Origin of the sequence: Peristeroidobacter soli, assembly GCF_004138485.1 — a bacterium.
Classification (GTDB): Bacteria; Pseudomonadota; Gammaproteobacteria; order Steroidobacterales; family Steroidobacteraceae; genus Steroidobacter; species Steroidobacter soli.
Map to the genome: position 1 here is coordinate 274,503 of NZ_RYEV01000006.1, position 22,025 is coordinate 296,527.

The following is a 22,025-nucleotide window of genomic DNA, read 5'->3' on the forward strand; positions in this document are numbered from 1 at the left end:
TCTGAGCAGCCAACGCCGGAGAGCGCCGCACTCTCGGCGACACAGACGAGCCTCCGACGCCCGTCGCGAATAACGGACGCTCCAACACCGTCCGGTCTCACTTCGACTCAGTAAAAACAACCACTTGTAAACTATCTCCAGTTATATCGTATAACGTATTTGATTTATTAACTCAGACATGTCTTAAATGTCAGCAAGCTCGACTGGCTGAAAACAACATCGTTGGGGGCTGACATGCACACTAAAAACATAGGACTGCCAGTGTCGGCAGTCCGCTTGAAACTGGCGTCGTTGAATGGCAAGGCTGCAATCGCCGCGTGCGCGATCGGATTGTTTGCTCCGATCGGCAGTCATGCTCAACAACAGGGAGCCGAAGGGGCTCCGCTCGAGGAAGTTGTCATTACCGGCTCGCGTATCAAGCGGGCCAATCTGGAAACGGCGAGTCCGATTACCGCGTTGCCTCAGGAAGAGTTCAAATATCAGGGCACGTCGACGGTGGAATCCGTCTTGAATCGCATGCCTCAGTTCACCGCGGACTCGAACGAAAACGGCTCGAACGGTTCCGACGGCACGGCTCGTGTGAATCTTCGCAATTTGGGTTCGTCACGCGTGCTGGTGCTCATCGATGGTCAGCGGATGCTGCCCGTCGAAACCGCGGACGTGAATTTCATTCCCAGCGCGTTGATCGAACGCGTCGACGTGGTCACGGGCGGCGCCTCCGCCGTGTACGGCTCCGACGCCGTCGCTGGTGTGGTGAACTTCGTGCTCGACAAGAATCTCGAAGGCGTGCGTTTCTCCGCGCAATACGGTTCCGCCTGGCACAGCAACGACAATTCCTACGCGCGTTCCGTCGTCAAGGACGCGAATTACAACCTGGCCAAGTCATCGGTGTGGGACGGCGGACGGGCCGACTTCAACGTGGCGATGGGCTTGAACAGCGCGGACGGCAAAGGCAACGCGACATTCTACCTCGGCTATCGCAAGCTCGAGCCCGTGACTCAGGACATGCGGGACTATTCCGCGTGCGGCCTGAATCTTGGCGGGGATGCCGATCGACTGGTGTGCGGCGGATCGAGCAACAATCAGTGGGGCAGCTTCGTGATGCTGGGCGGGCCGAATAACGGCCGTACGTTCAACAACACGAAGGACGGCGCCGCCACCTGGGTGCCGTACGACAGCTCGTTTCTGTACAACTACGCGCCGACCAACTACATCCAGCGCCAGGACAAGCGCATCACCGCCGGCGGCTTCGCGCACTACGACTACAACGATCACGTGAAGTTGTATGGCGGCGTGATGTTCATGGACGACCACACGTACTCGCAGGCGGCACCCAGCGCGTACTTCCAGGGCAATGTCTATCCCATCAACTGCGACAACCCGTTGATGTCCGCGCAGCAGGCGTCGATTCTTTGCGGAGCGGCCGCGGGCACGCCGACGAACATCAATACGTTCGTCGGTTATCGCTTCGCCGGTGCCGGCGGGGCGCGACGGGATGATCTGCGCCACACCGACTATCGATTGAACTTCGGCTCGCGAGGTGACATCGCCAAGGGCTGGACTTACGACACCAGCTACCTGTACTCCACCGTCATCTACGACGAGAGCTACAAGAACGACCTCGACCTGACCAAAGGCGCTCGCGCCTTGCAGGTCGTGAGTGTGGACGGTGTGCCGACGTGTCGCTCGGTCGTCGATGGCACCGATCCCGATTGCGTGCCCGCCAACGTGTTCAACGCCTTTGGCATCAGCGACGACGCGTATGGATACATGCTGACGCCGACGTTCACGCACGGCGTGCAGACGGAGAAGGTCGCGAACCTGACCGTCAACGGCGATCTGGAGCAGTACGGCTTGCGCAGCCCGCTGGCCTCCAGCGGCATTGCCATCGCGACCGGCGCTGAATATCGCACCGAAGAGCTGACGTTCGAGGCCGACGCGCTGGCGCAGTTGAAGGGCACGAAGGAGAACGCCGGCAAGTTCGATGTGAGGGAGCTGTTCATCGAAGCGGACGTGCCGCTGGTGTCGAACAAGCCGTTCGTCGATGAGCTGGCCATCAACCTCGGTTATCGTTACTCAGACTATTCGATCCAGGGTGGCACGGGCTTCACGGCGGACACCTACAAATTCGAGCTGCGTTACGCGCCTGTGTCCTCGTTCCGCCTGCGTGGCAGTTACAACCGGGCGGTGCGTGCGCCGAATATCACTGAGTTATTCGCCGCGCAGGCACTCGGCAACGTCGCGGCCCAGGATCCGTGCTCGGGCGCTGATCCGACATCGAGCCTGGAGGACTGCATCCGCAGCGGTGTGACCCAGGCGCAGTACGGATTCATTCCGGAGTGCCCGGCGGACACTTGCGTGACGCTCGGTGGCGGCAACCTCGCTCTGCAGCCTGAGATCGCCGACACCTACACCTACGGCTTCGTGCTGGAACCCTCGTTCCTGCCGGGCTTCACGTTCTCGGCGGACTATTTCGACATCTTCGTGGATGGTTACATCGGCGCGGTCGATGCGCCGACGGTCATCAATCAATGTATCCAGACCGGCTCGCAGTTCTTCTGCGATCTGTTCCATCGCGACCCCGCGTCGGGTGTGTTGTTCGGCACGAACGGTTACATCACGGCCACCAACCAGAACACCGGCTACCTGCAGACCTCCGGCATGGACTTCACGTCCAGCTACGGCTTCGATCTGGGCAGCATTCTGCCCGGCTCGAGGGAGGTGGGTTCGATCGATGTGTCCTTTGTCGGCACCTGGCTGAACAGCCGTCGTATCGAGCAACTGCCGGGCCTGGGCAGCTACAACTGCGTCGGCTTGTTTGGTCCGACCTGCGGTCAGCCCACGCCGACCTGGCGTCACAACGTGCGTGCGACCTGGACCTCGCCGCAGCGGACCACCACTGTGTCGGCCAACTGGCGCTACTTCGGCGCGGCCTCGTTGTCCTCGAACCAGAGCAATGAGTTCCTGCAGGGAGACGATTACATCTCCATCAACCGTCGCATCGCTGCGTACAACTACTTCGACCTGGCCGCGACCTGGAAGTTTGTGGATTCGGTCGAGTTCCGCGCCGGCATCAACAACGTGTTCGATCGGGATCCGCCGGTGATCGCCGCGGGCCTGCTCAGCTCGTTCGGCAACGGCAACACCTATCCGGGCGTCTACGATCCGATGGGTCGGCTGGTGTACTTCGGCATGACGGTGGAGTTCTGATTCGACATGCTGAGAGCGATTGTTTCGATGGTTCTGATGACCGGCGCGCTGGTTTCCAGCGCGTCGGAGCGGCGGTCCCCGGTGGGCGGCGCGTGGGTCTTCGACAACGCGCCGCCTTATCCTGGCGTGACGATGCTGGAGGTCACGACGCGCGGCGGTCGCACGACAGGGAACGTCACGACGGCCTGGTACGGGCCGATGGTCATGCAGAATGTGAAAGTCGAAGGCGATCAGGTGAGCTTCGACCTGCGCAATCTGAATGACAAGGCCAATGCCACACGTCGATGGACGGCGAGGTTGAGCGGCGATCGGGTCTCTCTCGTCGGCGACATGTGGTACGCGCATGTCGAGCAGGCCGGCCGTCGCGCTTCAGCCGATGACGTGACGGCGCGGCGCTTCAAATTCACCGAATTGCCGGCGCTCGGAACGATCGCACCCGATGGTCAGGCGAAGGCGCCGCCGATGGGCTGGAGCAGTTGGAATAAATTCGCCGAACATATCGACGACGCCACCGTGCGTGCGATGGCCGATTATCTGGCGAGCTCCGGTCTGCGCGACGCAGGTTATATCCACGTGAACATCGACGACGGCTGGCAAGGCCGGCGTGACAGCAGCGGCGTCCTGCAGCCGAACGAAAAATTCCCGGATATGAAGGCGCTGGCCGACTACGTGCACAGTCGCGGTTTGAAGTTGGGGATTTACAGCTCGCCAGGACCGAGAACCTGCGCGGGCTACCAGGGCAGCTATGGTCACGTCGCCCAAGACGCGCGCACATTCGCCGCGTGGGGCATCGACTATCTCAAATACGATTTGTGCTCCGGCGAATGGTTCTACTCCGACGCCGACACGGTAAAGCGCACCTACTACGAAATGGGCGCGGCGTTGCAGGCCACCGGGCGGCCCGTGATTTATTCCCTATGCGAATACGGCCGCTTCGATGTGGGCGAGTGGGGCCGTTCGGTGGGCGGACATCTGTGGCGAACCACCGGTGACATCACCGATCAATATTCGAGCATGGCGGCGATAGGTTTCGAGAAGAACGGCAACGCGGCTCATGCGGGGCCGGGCGGTTGGAACGATCCCGATATGCTGGAGGTCGGCAATGGCGGCATGTCGGACGACGAATACCGGACGCACATGACGTTGTGGGCGATGTCGGCGGCGCCGTTGCTGATGGGGCACGATTTGCGCCAGACCAGTCCTGCGATGCTGGAGTTGCTGACCAATCGCGAAGTGATCGCGGTGGATCAGGATGCCAGAGGCGTGCAGGGCAGGGCGGTTTACAAGGACGGTGCCACTGAAATCTGGGCCAAGCCGCTGCGGGATGGCTCGGTCGCGATCGCGTTGTTCAACCGGAGTGAGTCGGCGGCGCAGATGTCATTCGCACCGGCCGACGCGGGGCTGGCATCGCTGCAGTCCATTCGCAATCTGTGGCAGGCGACGGAGCTGAAGGTGGGCGAGACGCGCTTCACTGTGCCGGCGCATGGCGCCGTGATGCTTCGGGTTCGCGGGCAGCCGCTCAGTCGGAATCTTTGAGCTGAGCTCGAAGATCCTTGAGGGTGCCCTGGATGTGCTCTTTCAACAGCTTTTCGACCTTGCGCTTGTCACGGTCGAGCCAGGCGCCGAAGAGAGCCTCGTGTTCGATGTGAGCGCGGGCGTCGCGGCCGGCCGGTTCGAGGTGCGCGATGACATAACGTTCAGCGAGCACCGCGAGGCGTTCGACGAGTTGGGTGGTGAGCACCTTGCGGCCGGGTTCCACCAGCGCGATATGAAACTGGCGGTTGCGAACCGCCACGTCGGCGAGGTTGCTGTGAGCGGCGGTGTCGAGCGCGGTGAACGCCTGCTTTGCGAGCGCCCGGTCGTCGTCCGTCGCCACACCCGATGCATAGGCCGCCGCTTGCGGTTCGATGGAAAGGCGCAACGCGTAGATCTCGTCGACCTGATCGCGCGACATCGCCTGCACGTAATAGCCGCGATTCGGGTGATTGATCAGCAGGCCTTCCTGCTCCAGCCGGGCCAGCGCTTCACGCAGCGGGATCTTGCTGATGCCGAGCTCGTTGGCCAGCGCGTCCTGCCGGATGGGCTCGCCGTTGGGCAGCTGACCCTTGAGGATCTGCTCGCGGACGATTTCGAACACGCGATCGGAAAGCGTGCGGACGACGATGCTCATGGCGGTGAAGACGCGGTCCTCGGATGGAATACCGTAGACGATCATACCCGAACCGGCGGCGGGATGGTCGTGCGCCGCAGCCCCGGGCTGGCGAGGGTCAGCGACGCGAATGAAGGAGTCCATGCACGTAGGGGTTAGTGGTTATGGCATTCACAACGACTCATGGTCATTTCATGGAAGAGCACGGGCTACTTCTTGCTACTCGCTGTGAACCTGGCCGCTTCGCCCGCTTCACCCGCCGAGCAGGAAGAGCGATTCTCGTTGCGCGCGGATATCGCCCCGGCCCGCGAACAATCGAACGAGCTCAGGCAGTTGACGGGGTACGAGGCGGATCCAGGCGAATGCGGCGATGTGATGCTCGGGCCCCTGCCGCAGGGCGAGTACACCGGACGAGAGGCCTGGCTCAAGCTGGTCGAAACGGCGTGTCGTTTGAAGCGTCCGGAAGGCGCTTCCGGAGGCACGGAGCTGTTTGCCGACATGACCGAGTGCACGTGCAACTTTGGATTCCCCCGGTTTGCCCGCTTGCAGGAGGACAGCATGGTGGTGACGACCACGTCCACGCCGGAGCTCGGCAAGTACAGTCCGGTGCCCGTGGTCGTGATCAATCGCAGGCGCATCCACGAAACGGGAGCGGGGACCGTGCCCGATCTGTTGCGCTATATCTCCCAGACCGCGTTTCATCGTGGCAGCGGCTACCGTGCGTCCGGTGCTCAGTATGCCGAGCTGCGTGGACTCGGCGCCTCCTACACGTTGGTGATGTTGAATGGCCGTCGCACGCTCGGCACGGCCGCCGATCTGTCGAACAGCGCGTTCGATCTTTCCACCATTCCGATCAGTGCGGTGGAGCGAGTGGAGATCAGCATGGACGCCAACTCCCTCAAGCACGGCATGGATGCGATCGGTGGCATCGTCAACATAGTGCTCCGTGACAGCGTCGATCCAGTGCTCTATGTGAGATATGGTTCGGCGAGCGGCGGCGCGTCGCAAAGTCAGGCCGCGATCAGTGGCGGCGCGAAATACCAGCGTGGTCGAATCTCGGTCTTTCTGGATGCGCAGCGCTGGGGCGAACTGCTCGGTCGCGAACGTGAGCGCTGGAACGACCAGGACTTCACTCGTTTCGGCGGGCTGGACTATCGCTCGACACTGGCAACGCCGCCCAACGTGCGATCGTTGGACGGTGCGAATCTGCCGGGCCTCGACGCGCCCGTGGCCGCCGCCAGATTGAATCCGGACACAGGCATGTTCGATTTCGTCGGCGGGCAACTCAATAGCAGCAGCTTGCGCGCGTATCAGTCGATCGTTCCGGACGTCTCACGGTTGTCGATGCTGGTGAATGGTTCTCTCGAGTTGAGGGAGTCGACGACGGTTTCCCTGGAGCTGCTGGGCTTCAAGCGCGAGAGCGAGCTGCAGCTCATGCCGGCGGTCGTCGCCGAAGCCACGTGGGGAGCCGCTCACCCGGAGAATCCATTCGGCATGCCGGTCGCGATCGACGCATTGCTCACCGGACTGCCGCCGATGAAGTACCGCTACGGAACGAGTTCGACGCGTGCCGTTGCGGCCATCGAGGGACCATTGGGTCGGTGGAGATACTCGGCATTCGTGGCTCGCAGCGACGAAAGAGTCGACGTGAGTTTTCGTGACGTCGCGGATCCTGACGCCATTGCCCGTGCGCTCCAGGGCGACGCTCCGGGCGGGTGGCTGAGTATTTACAGCACGGTCGGGCGGACTGCGGTCCCGACGGATGTGTTCGCTGACATGCCGGCAACCCGATATTCCGCGGACGCCACGCATTTTCATGTGTCCACGCAGGGCTCGCTCGGGCAGCTCCCGGCGGGCAAGGTCATGCTGACTGTCGGCTTTGAGCAGCGCAGTGAGAACATGGATTTCGATCCCACCATCGACGCCGCCAGTCGGGATATCCGATCACGCTTCGTGCATCTGCGTTGGCCCCTGATCGGGCCCGCGATGAACGTTCCAGCCGCCAAGGATCTGACACTGTTGTTCGGCGCTCGACGCGACGACTATAGCGATATCGGATCCATCACCCGGGGGCAGCTCGGTTTTGTCTGGAGTCCGATCGGATCGGTCAAGGTCCATGCCGCAACCAGTCAGTCGTTCCGGCCGCCCTCGCTGGTGGACATGAATCAGCCGCGTATCCAGACGCCGACCCAGATCTACGATCCGAAGCGGGCCGAGGTGACTCCGGTCGATGTGGTGCTGGGAGGAAACCGCGAGCTGCGGCCCAGCACCGGGCGTTCCAGCAGCGTCGCTGTTTCATTCCAGTCCGACGACGGTTGGCGGTTGTCCGCCGAATATTGGCGAGTCCGGGTTCGCGAACAGATTTCTGCATTGGCCGCCTCGTCGTTGCTGGCTCAGGAGGACTCGATCACGCCCGGGCGCGTGCTTCGCGATGCTCCGAGCGTCGCGGACGAGGCAGCCAACCTGCCGGGAAAGTTGTTGCTGTTGGACATCTCCAGAGCGAATGCCGGGGCGGCGACGACCGAGGGCGTGGATCTCGCGGCGCAGAGGGAGTTTCAGACGCGCTGGGGCTGGCTCATGCCGGCTTTACAGGTCACGCTGACGGATGAGTTCAAATACGGCGATCAACCGAGCACTCGAGTCCGGATGGAAAACCGGCTGGGCGTGGCTTCGGAGCTCGGCACCGTTCCAAAACAAAGAGCGGTGGCCTCGCTGAGCTGGGAAAACGATGCGTGGCGCGTCTCGGTGCACGCCCGGATCATTTCGTCCTATCGTGATCGCAGCGATGTGACCGGCCAGCCACTGTCACAATCGGTGCGCGGCGGCGCCGTGTGGGACGTGAACATTGCCAGGAGGCTGGGGGCCAGCAATCTTCGTTTGATGCTGGGAGCGGTCAATGCGCTGAACAGGGAACCGCCGTTTGCTCACGCCGGAGGTTCCCTGGGCTACGATGCCTCGCAGAGTGACCTACAGATGAGACAGTTCTACGGGACGATCAGCGGCACCTTCTAGGAAGCCCGGATAGCGGCCGCGCCCGAAGATATGATCCGGAAATTCGAGCGACGGGGCAATCTGCCGGGTCTCCTCCGTGACGTCGCCGAAATCCAGCAGCTCGATGACATCGCATCGTTGCGCGTTCATATGCAAACCCTCCTTTGATTGAAGATCGCGCTCGCTACAGTGTCGAGTCGGGCGTTGCATGGTCAATAGGTAGATAGGTGGCTTCGTCGCACTAGCTTCGTCGCACTGGAAGCTTGGCGCGATGCAGAGGCTGCGCCCCCGGGTCGGCCGATCTATTTCGAAGTTGCCAATAAAACCCCTAGGGGATGTCAAAAGAACGAGCGCCCGGCGCCGGATGCATGATCGTATAACAAAGGTATTTCAATGACTGGTGTCCGAAAATTCCGCGGCCGGTGGCTCGTCGCGATGCTGCTCGTGGGTGGGCTCGCCGTGCTCTGGATGATCGAGTCGGAGCGTGGCGGCCTCGTCGCCAGCAATGGGGTCACCATCAGCGAAATCCGCGGTGAAGTGGTTGCAGCGGCGAACAACGAGCTGCGCAACGAACGTCTGCCGGATGGCAGCCTGGTGGCGATGGCTCCCGGAACCAGGATGCAATTCGATTTCGCGGGCACGCGTCGTCTCGTGAATCTGCAGCGGGGCAGGGCAACGTTCACGGTGGCACACAATCCAGCGAAACCGTTCGTCGTACAAACGGATCGAATCGAGGCCATCGCCCTTGGAACGAGCTTTACTGTGTCGGTTACATGGGACTGCGTGAGAGTGGATGTCCACGGCGGCACCGTACAGACCAATCATCGCGGCGCCTTCGTCAGGACCCTGGAGACGGGCGATACTCAGGACTCGCCCAAGAACTGTTCTTCCCGGGTACTTGCCGAGGCCGCGACGCCACCCGCAAGCTCAAACTCCACCAGTACTGGAAAGTGATCCGACGGAAAGCGTCCGTCACGTTGGGTCGTTACGGTGCGCGCCCGGTTCGTCTGCAACCCACGAAACAATATCCAATCGATCCGCCGCTCGGGTTTTCCAGTGAAGCCGTGAAACGTGCCTTCCGGCCCGCTGCGTTCCGCCGCTGCAGTCCAGGCATCCATGAGAAAGTTGCCGAGAGTCGCGTGTGCCTGGCTCTCCGGTGTCGTGTTGAAGTCGCCGACCAGGATCACGCGTTCCCTGGGGGATAACTCGCCGAGACGATCGCGGATGAGCTGGGCGCAGCGAACGCGTGTCGGCTCGTCGCTGTCACGATAGGGGAAGTGAGTGTTGTAGAACGTGAATGTCGCGCCGTCGGCGATGCGTTCGAAGCGTGCCCAGGTCACCATGCGGGGATAAAGATTTCCCCAGGTGCGGCTGCCGGCCACCTCGGGCGTATCCGACAGCCAGAAGTTACCGGACTCGAGCACGCGCAAGCGGTCCTTGCGATAGAACACGCCCATGTGTTCGTCCTCATCGCCGCCGCGACGGCCCTCGCCGAACCAGACAAATTGCGGCAGACGCTCGACGATGTCGTCGCCCTGGCGTTTGAAGAGTTCCTGCGTGCCGATGACGTCAGGATCTTCCGCACTCAGCATCTCCGCGACCAGATCCCGCCGGGCATCCCATCTGTTCACGCCATCGTCGCCGGTGAGCAAACGAACGTTGAATGTCATGACACGCAGCGGCTGCGCCTGTGCCGGTAGAGCGAGCGGCAGCCATGCAACGAGGCACAACAGGAATCGTCGGCTCATGATTGAGGTCATCGGGCATGCCCTTGCTGTCGAGCCGACAGATTACAGCAACAGGGCCTCGAGCTTTAAGGCACGCCCGATCTGAGCGGCACGCCATTGATCTCCACTCGAATCGGCGTCGCGAGCCGCCTGGCCTTCGACGCCAGATAGACATTCCAGTCTGCGGCCGTCGTGATCTTGCCGGCCGGCTTCCAGGCGCCGCCGGCGAAATAGCGGATGGTTTCACCCGGCTTCACTTTGACGAGCAGCAGACTGTCAGGTCGGCCTTTGGCAGGGGGCGTCGTGCGAGCGAAGCCGGCGAGCTTCGCCTCGGGCGCGAGCACGATGCCCGTACCGAGCTCGTCGTGCGACGGCTGATCCGTATATTTCTCCCAGATCGCCATGAATTTGTTGCTCGCATCGGTTTTCACTTGCACGTCCGCGGCGGCGGGATGTTCGGTGAGTCCGATGCCCACGGTCAGCGTGCCGTCACTGCCAGCTGCGGGTGTGAAGTCGAACGTGCTCTGCACTTCGTCGAGCTGTTGACCGGCGTCGACGATGAAACGCTTGCGCTCGGTGACTTGCACTCCATTGCCCGCATCCCACGAATCGTAGGTGAGCTCGAAGATGGCTCGCACCGGGCCGTTGGCATAGAGGTGATGAGTCTGCCAATTGGCCGACACCGCCAATTGCTGTCCGTCCCAGAGACCCACGCCGCCAACGCCGCGACCGCGACCGACTTCATAGAAATCCAGGCCTTCGCCCGTGTCCGTGTGCAGACCGTCGTGGCCTTTGCGATACCAGCGATCCGCCACCAGGTAGGGCACTTTCTTGGTCCACAGATCGATGCCGCTGCTGGTCATCTGATCCTTGCCGGCGAGAGGTTCCGCGAGTGCCGGGCCGTACGCCCGGTGCGCGACCACATCGTTTTCCCAGGCAAAGTCGTCCCAGCGTTCCGGCACGTAGGCCGCCCGGACTTTGCTGGCGAACGGCGGCTGGGGCGTGCGGGTGGATTCGATGGTGACGGTCACGCGCTGATCGTTCCCGCCAAGCTCATGTTGGAAGATCAGGTCGTCGTATTCGGCCGGGCCTTTGTGGATGTGTTTCATCGCCGTGACTTGCGACGGAACGATCGCGCCCTTGGCGTCGCGCACGATGACTTGATCGAATATCAAGTCGGGCAGCGCTTCCCTGACTGCCGCGAAGGGAATGACGACGGTCTCAGCGGGGCGCGCGAGTTTCCCTTCGTTGTAAAGAACGACGGTCGCCTTCGCGGCGAGGACCGCGGTCGGCTGCAAGCTCAGCGCCGTAGCGATCAAGAGTGCGTGCTTCGTCATCGCAGTAACGCCGCAGCCGTCCACATCATCGGCGACTGCCCGTGCAGGTCACCGGTCTTGCGCGGACGATCGAAGTAATATTTCTTCTGCACGTCGAGGTCCGGACCGACTTCTTTCGACGCCTTGTTGGTACCGACCACGGTTTCGCGAACATTCGCTGACGTATCGACATAGGACACCAGACCGAGCCAGGCCTTGCGAGCGGCCGGCCCGTAGGTCGGCGCTTCGAGCCAGCCGCGCTTCACGCCCTCGACCAGCGCGAATGTGAACATCGCGCTGCCCGAGGTCTCGGGCCAGAAGTCCGGCTGATCGATCAGCTGCAGCCACAAACCATCGGTCTTCTGATACTTCATCAGTCCAGCCATCATCGATCGATAGCCCTGCATGATTCGAGCGTAGTGTCGATGTGCCGGCGGCAGCACCGACAGCACCTCGGCCATGCCGGCCGCGACCCAGCCGTTGCCGCGTCCCCAATAGAAGGGCGAGTCGGGGCTGTGCAGGAACAGGCCGTTCGGCTGTTGCAGCTGGTCGAGGTACGCCACCATGGTCAGGGCGACGCGATCCAGATATTTCGGATCTTTGGTCGCGCGATATGCTTGGACCTGCAACACCGGCAACATATAAAGATCGTCGGACCAGTAACGCGCCTCGGTCGTGATGCCGTCGGGCGTCGTGCTTTCCCATTGCTTGTCGGCGAAGTCGCGGCCCAGGCTGAGATACGACGCGTCGCCGTTGATCAAATAGATTTCCAGAGGAACGACGCCGGTGATCCGGTAGTCGACGTGCGAGCGGGGGCTGAGCCGGTCCGCGCCCTCGGGCGTGCGGAACTGATCGAACTTGCCGATGAGCTGTTGTTGCAGGCTCCGATCCGCAGTGAGCTGCGCGACCTGCAACGCGCCGTACCAGGCGCAAACCTCGGGATAGATGATCCAGCGATGCGAAGGATTCAGCTGGAAGTCGAAGCCGCGCGCCACGAAGTTATTGGCGATCCGGCGGCCGACCCTGGCGGGATCGGCTTCTTCCGGCCAGTCGGAGAAATAGTTCTTCTTGGCGAGCGTGGCCGGCTGAGGCTCAGCCGATGTCGTGGAGCATCCGGTCAGCATCGCGAGGCTGGCAAGGAACGTCGCGAAGAGTCCTGCATTGCGTGTGGCGATCATGGGTCCGCTCGATGATCGATGAGGGCCCTGAGATTGTCATGAACGTGGTTGCCGGTGACAACCCTGCGGCCAGGCTTTATCCAGTGCAGTCACGCATTGCTCGATGCGTGAATTGGATCGATGCATGCGCACCCGGAACGGGCTCATGCAAAAGCGCTACGCCAGCATCAACGATCTGCCGATCGCCGAAGCCGAGCGCAAGTATCGTTGGCCGCAAGGCCGGCGGCCCGACGATCATCCGGGGTTGAGCGATCTTGGTCTATGAGCGGGGCGTTGCCGCCGACGTCCAGTTGATGACGTGATACGTCGCCGGTCCGTCGCCGACATTGCGCAGCGAATGCATCTGGTTCGAGGCGTTGAACACGACCGAGCCCGGGCCGACGCGTTTCAATTGTCCATCGACCAACACTTCGACCGTGCCTTCCTTGACAATCACCAGCTCCTCGTTGGGATGTTTGTGAGGAGCGTGTGAGGTCGCACCGGCAGGCAAGGTCGTGACGTGCAATTCCAGTTCGTTGAGCGTGGCGGTCGGTGCGCGGAAGAATTGACGGACGGCACGCACTTCCTCCTGTTTGAGCGGAACGTCGTTCCATTCGATGGCCACGGAACCCATGGTTTTCGCGCCCGAAGCGGCGAGGGTGACGCCGACGGTCGCGGTGACGGAAAGCGCGGCAATGGTCATATCGCGGAGAGTGATCACAATGGGCTCCTGTGACTGCAAAGCGGAGCCGACCGCCATGGCCGGCTCCGCGTCTGACGATAGTTATCGGACGTCGATGAACACTTTGTTGGGCTTGCTACGTTGATAGCCGTCCCACACGGATAGATACAACTTCAGCTGCGTGCCTTTCTTCACGGCCTGCAGGGCGGCCGGGTCGGCGACGGTGATCGCTCCGGTGTCGGCGTCGACTACGAAGATTCCGCCGCTGGAATATTCCGTTTGCCACTGCGAGAACGTGGTGCCCGCATCAGCGTCGGTGGCCTGCGCTGTACCGACGACGGTGCCCGCAGCGGCGTTCCGCGCAACGGAGAACCACTGATACGGAACCTCGGCCAGGTTGTTTCGAACGTAACGTTGTAGCCACTGCATCGCCGGACGCTCGGCGCCGTTCTCATAAGTGAGCCACGCGCCCTGTGCCGTTCGCCAATGGCCCGGGCGATAGCCCCACAATGTGATGCCTTTGACCGCTTCATGCTCCCAGAACAGCGGGAAGATCTTATGATAGCCCGCGAGTTGCACCGGATCGTCGTTGCCATCGATGTCCAGCTCGGTCACATAGATCGGCAGTTGCGACTTGTTCGCCAGATAGTCGAGATTGGCGCGGAAATTCGGCATCGGCGCCGGCTCGGTGGTGGAGAACGCGTGGCCCTGGATGCCGACCAGATCGATCAGGCCGCGAGCCTTCAGCAACTTGATGATGCCGAGATAACTCTCCGTGGCATGCCGATCGTTGGTGATGCTGTAGTCGTTGAGCATCAGCCTGGCGTTTGGAAAATACTGCCGCGCCAGGGCGAATGCGTTGATGATCCAATCCCAGCCCGTGGCTCCAGCGCCGCCCAGGGCTTCATAGTAGTTGCCACAACCGCCGCAGGATTGGCCGGGCGGTGTATTCGCCGGGGTCAGCGGCGGATCGTGCAGCGGCTCGTTCACGACTTCGATCTGCTCCAGATCGGGATAACGCTCGGCGATGGCTGCGAACCATTCGTGCAGTTCTTCGAGTTGTTCGGCCGGCGGCAGGTTCTGCAGCCATTCCGGTTGCTGATTGCCCCACACGAGCACGTGCCACTTGAAGGTGAACCCATGGGTGCGCGCCATTTGATGAGCCGCATCCGACTGCGTCCAGTCCATCACGTCGCGGGTGCTTTCGACCGTGGCCCACTTGCCGCCGTTTTCCGGCGTGACTTGATTCCAATACGCGGCGAAGTTGGGTGTTTGCGCCGGGCTGTGCGCGCTGCCCAGATATTTCGGCTTGCCCGTCGCGATGGGCGGGCCAGGCGGCGTGTAGGGTGGCGGCGGCGGAGGGGGCGGTGTGCCGGTGGCGGCCGAGCCCGTGTCCAGATCGTTGACCGTGTACCACGAGCCTTGCCGGCCGAATGTAAACTTGTCGATGAAGTTGCCGGTTTCGCGACCGCCGATGGAAAGCGTGTGGGTGAGCGCGCCCTCAGGCACGGTCCAGGTCGCGGGGCCCGCGAAGCCCGTGATCCTGAACCACTTGAACACGTTGGTCGTTGCCGGCCCGCCGTTGCGAACAGTGTCGGCGGGCGCGGTGAAGCCGCCGCCGTCCACTTGATTGATCAGCACCCACTGGCTGGTGCCGACCTTGTCGCCAAATCCATTGCCGACATAGAAACTATCGTCGCTGCCGCCTCCGGGGCCGACGCGGAAGCGCGCATATAGGTCATAATTTCCGGCCGCTGGAAACGTGACTGAGTAGGTGAGCGCACCGTCGGCAGTCGCGGGTGGACCGAAGCCGGGCGAATCGTTGACGATGGTGACGTAAGTGGTGCCTTCGGTACTGCCGATGCTATAGGCGGGGCTGATGCTGGCGGATTCCGCTTCGACGACGATGGGCTCGGTCTGCGCCGCCGCGGTGAGCGGCACGGCCAAGATTACAAACGCACCAAGGAACGCACGAAAATCCATGCTCATGACTGATCCCCCAGAATGGTTTGGTCGCGTTGATCGGGCGCTTTGGCCGGCCAACGCTAGCACCGATTGACTGTGACTGGTAGCGGTATCATCATGGCCACGGAACCGGCCGGTCGAGCCGGGCCACAACTGCAGGAAACATCGAGCGGGGGAGACCTTTTGCGCACGATTCAGACGAGCGCCGCGCGCGCATGACGATTCTCGGTGTGGTATTCGCAGTGGCGCTGCTGATCGCCTTGATCGCGATCCTGCGGGTTCAGCCTTTCGTCGCGTTCATCGTGACGTCGTTGATCGCGGCCCTGGTGCTGGGCCTGCCGATCGAGAAAATTCCCAAGACCATCGAGCGTGGCATCGGCGACATGCTGGGCTCGCTGTCGATCGTGATCTGCCTGGGTGCGATGTTCGGCAAGTTGATCGCGGACAGCGGCGCCGCGCAGCGGATTTCCGAGACGCTGATGCATTTGTTCGGTCCCAGCCGCGTGCCGCTCGCAATGGCGCTCACCGGCTTCATCGTCGGCATTCCGCTGTTCTACAACGTCGGCTTCGTGCTGATGGTGCCGCTGGTGTTTTCGGTGGTTTATCGCTCCAGGCTGCCGCCGATGCTGGTGGGCATTCCGATGCTGACCGGCCTGTCGATCGCGCATGGCTTTCTGCCGCCCCATCCATCGCCGACCGCGCTGGTGGCGCAGTTCGGCGCCGACATGGGAATGACATTGATGTATGGCTGTTTGATCAGCATCCCGACGCTGCTCATCGCCGGTCCGTTGTTCGCACGTACTTTGACCAAAATCGCGGGCGGTCCCTCGGAGCTGTTCAAACCGACGACGCTCGCCGATGACCAGCTGCCCGGCGCGTTCAACAGTTTCGCCTGCGCGTTGCTGCCGGTGGTGTTGATCAGCGGCGCGACGGCACTCAGTTACGCGAACGTCGATGCAACGACGCGCACGCTCATCGAGTTTCTGGGCAATCCGATGCTGGTGATGCTGGTGTCGTTGTTCGTCGGCTCGATCACGCTCGGCGTGGCGCGGGGCCGGAAGCTCGGGCAATTGATGGATGGCTACGGTCATGCCATTCGCGACATCGCGGGCATCCTGCTCATCATCGCCGGTGCCGGCGCGCTGAAGCAGGTGTTCGTCGACAGCGGCGTCAACACAGAGCTGGGGAATTTGCTCGCCAACGCGCCGATTCATCCCTTGGTGCTGGGCTGGCTGGTGGCCTTCGCCATCCGGATCGCGCTCGGCTCGGCGACCGTCGCGGGCCTGACAGCGGCGGGCATCGTTGCGCCGCTGATCGAAATCAGCGGTGTCGACGCGAATCTGATGGTGCTGGCGGTCGGGGCCGGCAGCTTGATGTGTTCGCACGTCAACGATTCGGCGTTCTGGATGTTCAAGGAGTATTTCCAGGTCAGCCTGCGCGACACCTTCCGTTCCTGGACCCTGATGGAAACATTGGTGGGCAGTCTCGGGCTGGTTTTCGTACTGCTGCTGAACGCGCTGCTGTAGTCGGGGCACGAATTCGAACACGCGGAACGTATTGACGCCGCGTCCGGTTACATTTCATGCCCGCTTTAGGGTGGCGGCTGCAGGGCAACGTCGGTGAAAATGCCGGCCATGAGTACCGTCAAGCGGCTGGCCGCGCCCCTCATTGCCCTGCTCCGGCTGCACCTGGTCGCGGTCATGATCGTTGTGACCCTGGTGATGCTGTACACGCTGCTGGGCTTTTTCGCAGTCCCGCGAATTGCTCGCGCGCAACTGGAGAGCTACGTCACCGAACAGTTGCATCGCCAAGTGTCGGTGGGCGAGATCCGTTTCAATCCCTTTGCTTTCGATACCAGCGTCGCCGGTCTGACGCTGCGTGAGGCCGACGGCTCGCCGGTCGTCTCTTTCCGGCACCTTTATGTCAACGCCGAGCTGGCGTCGTCGCTCTGGCAGCGCGCGGTGGTCTTGAAGGAAGTGGAGCTTTCCGCGCCGGACATCAACGCAATCATCGCCAAGGACGGCACCGTGAATCTCGCGAAGCTGACTCCGGAGTCCAAGGAGCCGCCGAGCGAAGAGGCGGAAACGCCGCTGCCGAAAGTGCGGATCGGAAAGCTGGCCATTCGCGACGGTCGCATCGGCTTCACCGATAACACGCGCGCGGACCCGTTCACCGCGGTCATCGCGCCGATCAAGTTCACGCTCACGGATTTCAAGACCGATCTGAACTACGAGAATGTCTATGACTTCTCCGGGACCACGATGTCCGGCGAGCAGCTGTCGTGGGCCGGCCTCTTTACGGTGCAGCCGTTGGGATCGACCGGCAAGTTCCGGGTCGCTGGTCTCAAAGCGGCGACCATCGATTCTTATGCCGAGGACATGCTGCCGTTTCAGCTCGCCTCCGGTCATGCCACGCTCGATGGCAGCTATCGTCTGGCGATGACGCCGACGCTCAGCCTCGAAGCCGCGCTGCCTTCGTTGCAGGTTCGGGATTTGTCGATCAAGCAGCGCAAGGCGAAGGAGACGCCGATAAAATTGCCGGCGTTGGATATTCATGATGTTGCTCTTTCTTATGAAAAGCGCGACGTGGGGATGAAGCGGATCGATGTGCGGGGCGCACACGTCGACGTGGCGCTCGAGCCGGATGGGTCGATCAGCTTGATGCGTTTGTTCGGTGAGGCGTCGGGTAAGAATGGTGCGCAAACGGCGAGTGCGAAGCCGGCGGCCGCGAACCCTGACTCATCGATATCAGCGAAAGAGCCAGCGCCGCTCGGTTCGCAGGCTGACGATGGCGATTGGCGCATTCACGCCGAGACCATCCAGTTGAGCGAGGGCACGGTGCTTGCCGAGGACCGCAGCGTGAAGCCGGTCGCGAAGTTCGAGCTCACACCGATTGCGCTCACGGTCAACGGCTGGAGTACGGATGCGGCGGCGAAGGTGCAGGTCGACGCGGATGTGACGATAAACAAGAAGGGCAAGTTTCTCGGCAAGGGCGACGTGCAGTTGGAGCCGCTGAGCGCGGAGCTTGCGGTGGACTTGAAGGACTTCGAGCTGCCTGCGATCCAGTCGTATCTCAATGAGATGACGGCGATGACGTTGCATTCCGGTCGCCTCGGCGCCAAGGGCAATGTGTCATACGCCGCGATGCCGGAGTCGGCGCCACCGATGAAATTCAAAGGCGAGGTGCTGGTCGCCGATGTGCGTACCACGGATGAGCTGGTCAACGAAGACTTCGTCAAGTGGCGCAGCCTGGCTGTGACCGGCATCGACTTCTCGCACAACCCGGACAAGCTGGATATCAATCGGATCGTGGCCCGGCAGCCGTATGGCAAGGTGGTGATCGCGAGGGATCAGACGCTGAATGTGACCAAGGTGCTGAGTCCGAACGGTACGCCGGCGCCGGCAAACGAGGATCAACAAACCGATGACGGCTCAGGCACGGGCAAACAGGCCGCTGCCACGAAAGCTGACGAGAACTCCACGATCACCGAAAAGGCGGCATCGACGAAGGCTGACGAAAACTCCAAGGCCACCCAACAGGCGACCGCGAACACAGCTGACGATAAGTCCGACAGCAAACAGGCGGCCGCGAAGCGGCCTGCCGGTAAGCAGCCGAACGAGAAGCAAGCGGCTGCGAAGCAGGCCGCGGCGAAAGAGGCTGCCAGCGGCAGCGATGTGAAGCGCGACGGCGCGGCGTCGAAGAAGTCTGCGGTGGCTGCTGGCAACGACGCGGCCTCGGGGCCGATGTTCCCCGTCCGCATCAAGACCGTCCAATTCATCGACGGCTCGGCGAACTTCGCCGACTACTCCATCGAACCCTCCTTCGCCACCGGCATTCTCGAACTCAACGGCACCGTCACCGGCCTGTCGAGCGACCCGAAGTCGCGCGCCAAGGTGAAGCTCGATGGCAAGGTCGACAAGTACGCGCCGGTGGACATCAACGGCGAGGTCAACCTGCTGTCGGCGACCGCGTTCACCGATCTCTCCATGAACTTCCGTAACATGGAGCTGACCACGTTCAATCCCTATTCGGGCAAGTTCGCCGGCTACAACATCAGCAAGGGCAAACTGTCGACCGAGCTGAAATACCTGGTGCAGGATCGCAAGCTCGACGCGGCTCATCACGTCGTCATCGACAATCTGGAGTTCGGCGACAAGACCGACTCCAAGGACGCCGCGCCCATTCCATTGAAGCTCGCGGTGGCGTTGCTGAAAGACCGTCACGGCATCATCGATCTCAACCTGCCGGTGAGCGGTACGCTCGACGATCCCAAGTTCCGCCTCGGTCCCATCATTTGGAAAGCAGTATTGAATCTGCTGACCAAGATCGTGACCGCGCCGTTCGCCGCGCTCGGCGCTCTGTTCGGCGGCGGCGAGGAGATGCAGTTTGTCGACTTCGACCCGGGCAAGGCCGAGCTGCAGGTGTCACAAACCGAGAACCTGAACAAGCTCGCCAAGGCGTTGGTCGAGCGTCCTCAGTTGAAGCTCAGCGTGCCGCTGACTGTCGTTTCCGCGCAGGACAGTGAAGCGATCGCTCGCGCCGCCTTGAACGAAAAGCTGCCGCCCGTCGAGGAGCTGAAAGACGACGCTGCGAAACGTCGGCGAATCACGGCGATGGAGAAGGTCTACAAGGAAGCGACCAGGTCGGCGCCGGCGTATCCGCCGGAGACTCAAACCGACCAAGGCATCGACTTCGACGCGCGGCTGAAATTCCTGGAACAGTCGCTGCTCGATCGCATGAAGCCCGACGATGCGGCGTTGACGGCGCTGGCTCAGCAACGGGCCCGGGCCGTGCAAGACACGTTGCTCGCCAACACCGAATTGAATCCCGAGCGTGTCTTCATCACCGCCGAGCGTAGCGAAGGAAAATCCGAATCCAACCGGGTGCGGATGGAGTTGAAGCTGGAATAGCCGAGGGCTGGGGCATCTATGCGCACGGCTGGGCGACGTACTCGGGCGACGGCGGCATAGGCGGTCGACCCGATTCGAATCGGAGGAGCAGGGTCAGTTCAAAGTGTCGAGCAGACCGAGGCGGCTGTCGAATTGCAGCCGGGCGAGCACTTTCAGGACATCGAACGGCACGCGACTCTCGGCGTCCGAAAATCCCAGGTCGGTGAGCTCCGAGAAATAGCGGGACGTGGCGAGGCCGGTCTTTTCGATCAGCAAGGTCGGCAGCAACCAGGCCGGGCCCTCCTGGACACGTGGCTCGCGCGAACGATTGTCGATGAGCAGCCAGGGCACCGGTTGTTCCTCCGGCCGGCGGCCATCGCGAAAGCCGAGCTGCGCGTACACATCGTTCATCGCCGGCAGGTGATCGCCATAGACCAGCAGGATCGTGTCGCGCGAGCGGTTGTCGACGAACTCGAGCAGGCGGGCGAGCGCCTGGTCGGACGCTCGAACCAGCGTCATGTAGGTTTCCAGTGCGTGGGTGGAGGAAGCGTCGAGGCTCGCCTGGACCCGTCCGGGGTTTTCCGGGGAGGGCAGCGGCACCGTTTCATACGGGCCGTGATTCTGAATGCTGATCGCCATGATCATCTGCGGCGGATCGTCGTCGCGCAGCTCGGCGATGACGCGATCCACGAGCGATGAGTCGCTGACATACCAACCATAGCGCTCCGCGCCTTCGAACGCGTCGGCATCGAGGAACTGATCGAAGCCCAGCGCGCGAAACGCATGATTGCGATTCCAGAACGCGCCGCCGTTCGGATGGATGGCCACTGTGCGATAGCCATTCGAGCGCAGCTCTCGCACGATGCTCGGGATCTCGGCATGGGCGAGCTGCAGGTAGGGGTATCTCACGTGTGGAAATGCGGCGAGCGGCAACCCGGTGAGGAACTCGAACTCGGTGCGGATCGTGCCGCCGCCGAAGGTCGGCACTCGCAGCTCGCCGGACCAACCTCGGCTCGCGGCCGCACGCAGGGTCGGCATGACGTCGGTGTCGATGCCTTTCAGTCGCGTCACATCGAACAACGATTCGCTCTGCACGACGATGATGTCCGGCAGCGGCGAGCGCGCCTGTAACGCCGCAGGCATCGACGTGAGTCCGTAATCACGCAGCAGCTGGATGGATGCATCGAGATTCGGTTGCAGTTGCGAGTCGCCGCGCAACTCCCAATGCAACAGAATCATGTTGGTGATGAGGCCGGTACGCGCGGCGCTATCACGTGGCGCCCAGGGTTCGAACTGCAATTGCCCGGGGTAGTAAACGGTTTTCCACGGCGCGCTGCCTTGGACCAGCGTGCTCCACAGAATGACGGTCAGGACCGCCGCGCCCCAGCGAACACCGCCCTTGATCGAGCCGATCGGCCGCTCCCGATACAGCAGCAACGTGACCGCGAGAACACCGATCGCGAACAGCAGTTGCAACCGTGACGAGGCGAGGTACTGAGCAAAGAAGGCATAGTTGACGCCGATGGCCTTCAAGAAGTGAAAATCGTCCGGCAGCAGGGGCGTTGCGAGCTCTTTGAGCTTTATATAGTTGATGAAGTACAGCGCACCGAGCGCGAGCACGGTGAGCCAGCACGAGAGCAGCAGGCGACGCGTGACGATCAGCAGCGCCCCGTGCAGGATCAAGACGGGAACCAGATTGAGGAACACCAGCGCCCACGGCTCGGCGCGCGAAAACGAGATCGGCCAGGGCAGGGCGGGATCGAGATAGCTGACCAGCAATGTCAGGCCGATCGCCACCAGCGCCGCCCAGCCTGCGATGACTTTGTTCGATGAAACCGCGGCCGGCGGCGCTGCCAGTGCACTGTATTGATGCTGTGTCGACCTCACCCGCCGCGCCCCGTAAATCTTGCCAGTAGGTTTAAGTTGCTCGCGACGCCGA

14 protein-coding genes and 1 pseudogene are annotated in these 22,025 nt (G+C 62.2%); 7 read left to right on the plus strand and 8 right to left on the minus strand.

The window, feature by feature from the left end; translation table 11 throughout:
• Positions 1 to 261 precede the first annotated feature (261 nt).
• On the plus strand, positions 262 to 3,210 hold the full coding sequence (locus EKO19_RS27710; RefSeq protein WP_217705644.1) for a TonB-dependent receptor plug domain-containing protein: 2,949 nt from the start codon (positions 262 to 264) through the stop codon (positions 3,208 to 3,210).
• Between the two features lie 6 nt (positions 3,211 to 3,216).
• Positions 3,217 to 4,746 (plus strand): glycoside hydrolase family 27 protein, encoded by a 1,530-nt coding sequence (locus EKO19_RS27715; RefSeq protein ID WP_129780640.1) that lies wholly within the window; start codon positions 3,217 to 3,219, stop codon positions 4,744 to 4,746.
• Here the strand turns inward: EKO19_RS27715 and EKO19_RS27720 are convergent.
• Positions 4,730 to 5,380 carry a GntR family transcriptional regulator gene (locus EKO19_RS27720; RefSeq protein WP_129780962.1) on the minus strand — a complete coding sequence of 217 codons (651 nt, stop codon included), beginning with the start codon at positions 5,378 to 5,380 and terminating at the stop codon, positions 4,730 to 4,732. The two genes, EKO19_RS27715 and EKO19_RS27720, sit on opposite strands and share 17 nt — an antisense overlap.
• A gap of 162 nt (positions 5,381 to 5,542) precedes the next feature.
• Between EKO19_RS27720 and EKO19_RS27725 the strand changes: the two genes are divergently transcribed.
• Complete coding sequence (locus EKO19_RS27725) at positions 5,543 to 8,371, plus strand: TonB-dependent receptor plug domain-containing protein (RefSeq protein WP_129780641.1); 2,829 nt, start codon at positions 5,543 to 5,545, stop codon at positions 8,369 to 8,371.
• Here the strand turns inward: EKO19_RS27725 and EKO19_RS38420 are convergent.
• The gene (locus tag EKO19_RS38420; RefSeq protein WP_157995463.1) at positions 8,327 to 8,500 is read right to left on the minus strand and encodes a hypothetical protein; all 174 of its coding nucleotides are present in this window, start codon (positions 8,498 to 8,500) and stop codon (positions 8,327 to 8,329) included. The two genes, EKO19_RS27725 and EKO19_RS38420, sit on opposite strands and share 45 nt — an antisense overlap.
• A gap of 243 nt (positions 8,501 to 8,743) precedes the next feature.
• Between EKO19_RS38420 and EKO19_RS27730 the strand changes: the two genes are divergently transcribed.
• A complete protein-coding gene (locus EKO19_RS27730) occupies positions 8,744 to 9,304 on the plus strand; it encodes a FecR family protein (RefSeq protein WP_129780642.1) in 561 nt (186 codons plus the stop codon).
• Here EKO19_RS27730 and EKO19_RS27735 read toward each other — a convergent pair.
• From EKO19_RS27735 to EKO19_RS27745, 3 genes are all read right to left on the minus strand, one after another.
• Positions 9,214 to 10,098: an endonuclease/exonuclease/phosphatase family protein gene (locus EKO19_RS27735; protein ID WP_217705646.1), complete on the minus strand. Its 885-nt coding sequence runs from the start codon at positions 10,096 to 10,098 to the stop codon at positions 9,214 to 9,216. The two genes, EKO19_RS27730 and EKO19_RS27735, sit on opposite strands and share 91 nt — an antisense overlap.
• 65 nt (positions 10,099 to 10,163) lie before the next feature.
• On the minus strand, positions 10,164 to 11,414 hold the full coding sequence (locus EKO19_RS27740) for a DUF4861 family protein (protein ID WP_129780644.1): 1,251 nt from the start codon (positions 11,412 to 11,414) through the stop codon (positions 10,164 to 10,166).
• Complete coding sequence (locus tag EKO19_RS27745; RefSeq protein WP_217705647.1) at positions 11,411 to 12,571, minus strand: glycoside hydrolase family 88/105 protein; 1,161 nt, start codon at positions 12,569 to 12,571, stop codon at positions 11,411 to 11,413. Before EKO19_RS27745 ends, EKO19_RS27740 begins: the two co-directional genes overlap by 4 nt.
• Before the next feature lie 136 nt (positions 12,572 to 12,707).
• Between EKO19_RS27745 and EKO19_RS27750 the strand changes: the two are divergent.
• Positions 12,708 to 12,836 (plus strand): annotated as a pseudogene (locus tag EKO19_RS27750) (DUF1348 domain-containing protein); the annotation flags it as partial.
• On the opposite strand, the gene EKO19_RS27755 reads toward EKO19_RS27750, so the two are convergent.
• Both EKO19_RS27755 and EKO19_RS27760 read right to left on the minus strand, forming a co-directional pair.
• Entirely contained in the window at positions 12,831 to 13,310 is a 480-nt protein-coding gene (locus EKO19_RS27755) for a cupin domain-containing protein (RefSeq protein WP_217705649.1), read from the minus strand. The pseudogene EKO19_RS27750 and the gene EKO19_RS27755 sit on opposite strands and share 6 nt — an antisense overlap.
• 24 nt (positions 13,311 to 13,334) lie before the next feature.
• Positions 13,335 to 15,221: an endo-1,4-beta-xylanase gene (locus EKO19_RS27760; protein WP_129780645.1), complete on the minus strand. Its 1,887-nt coding sequence runs from the start codon at positions 15,219 to 15,221 to the stop codon at positions 13,335 to 13,337.
• A 191-nt stretch (positions 15,222 to 15,412) separates the two neighbouring features.
• Here EKO19_RS27760 and EKO19_RS27765 point away from each other — a divergent pair, with 191 nt between their 5' ends.
• Both EKO19_RS27765 and EKO19_RS27770 read left to right on the plus strand, forming a co-directional pair.
• Positions 15,413 to 16,723, plus strand: coding sequence for a gluconate:H+ symporter (locus EKO19_RS27765; protein ID WP_129780646.1), 1,311 nt, complete (start codon positions 15,413 to 15,415; stop codon positions 16,721 to 16,723).
• Between the two features lie 108 nt (positions 16,724 to 16,831).
• A complete protein-coding gene (locus EKO19_RS27770) occupies positions 16,832 to 20,107 on the plus strand; it encodes a DUF748 domain-containing protein (RefSeq protein ID WP_175597219.1) in 3,276 nt (1,091 codons plus the stop codon).
• Positions 20,108 to 20,200: 93 nt separating this feature from the next.
• Here EKO19_RS27770 and EKO19_RS27775 read toward each other — a convergent pair whose 3' ends face one another.
• Complete coding sequence (locus EKO19_RS27775) at positions 20,201 to 21,973, minus strand: LTA synthase family protein (protein WP_129780648.1); 1,773 nt, start codon at positions 21,971 to 21,973, stop codon at positions 20,201 to 20,203.
• Positions 21,974 to 22,025: the final 52 nt, after the last annotated feature.

Excerpts from the sequence above, each read along its gene's own strand:
- EKO19_RS27715 (WP_129780640.1), top strand. The coding sequence starts at position 3,217 with ATGCTGAGAGCGATTGTTTCGATGGTTCTGATGACCGGCGCGCTGGTT.
- EKO19_RS27720 (WP_129780962.1), bottom strand. The coding sequence starts at position 5,380 with ATGAGCATCGTCGTCCGCACGCTTTCCGATCGCGTGTTCGAAATCGTC.
- EKO19_RS27725 (WP_129780641.1), top strand. The coding sequence starts at position 5,543 with ATGGTCATTTCATGGAAGAGCACGGGCTACTTCTTGCTACTCGCTGTG.
- EKO19_RS38420 (WP_157995463.1), bottom strand. The coding sequence starts at position 8,500 with ATGAACGCGCAACGATGCGATGTCATCGAGCTGCTGGATTTCGGCGAC.
- EKO19_RS27730 (WP_129780642.1), top strand. The coding sequence starts at position 8,744 with ATGACTGGTGTCCGAAAATTCCGCGGCCGGTGGCTCGTCGCGATGCTG.
- EKO19_RS27735 (WP_217705646.1), bottom strand. The coding sequence starts at position 10,098 with ATGAGCCGACGATTCCTGTTGTGCCTCGTTGCATGGCTGCCGCTCGCT.
- EKO19_RS27740 (WP_129780644.1), bottom strand. The coding sequence starts at position 11,414 with ATGACGAAGCACGCACTCTTGATCGCTACGGCGCTGAGCTTGCAGCCG.
- EKO19_RS27745 (WP_217705647.1), bottom strand. The coding sequence starts at position 12,571 with ATGATCGCCACACGCAATGCAGGACTCTTCGCGACGTTCCTTGCCAGC.
- EKO19_RS27755 (WP_217705649.1), bottom strand. The coding sequence starts at position 13,310 with ATGGCGGTCGGCTCCGCTTTGCAGTCACAGGAGCCCATTGTGATCACT.
- EKO19_RS27760 (WP_129780645.1), bottom strand. The coding sequence starts at position 15,221 with ATGAGCATGGATTTTCGTGCGTTCCTTGGTGCGTTTGTAATCTTGGCC.
- EKO19_RS27765 (WP_129780646.1), top strand. The coding sequence starts at position 15,413 with ATGACGATTCTCGGTGTGGTATTCGCAGTGGCGCTGCTGATCGCCTTG.
- EKO19_RS27770 (WP_175597219.1), top strand. The coding sequence starts at position 16,832 with ATGAGTACCGTCAAGCGGCTGGCCGCGCCCCTCATTGCCCTGCTCCGG.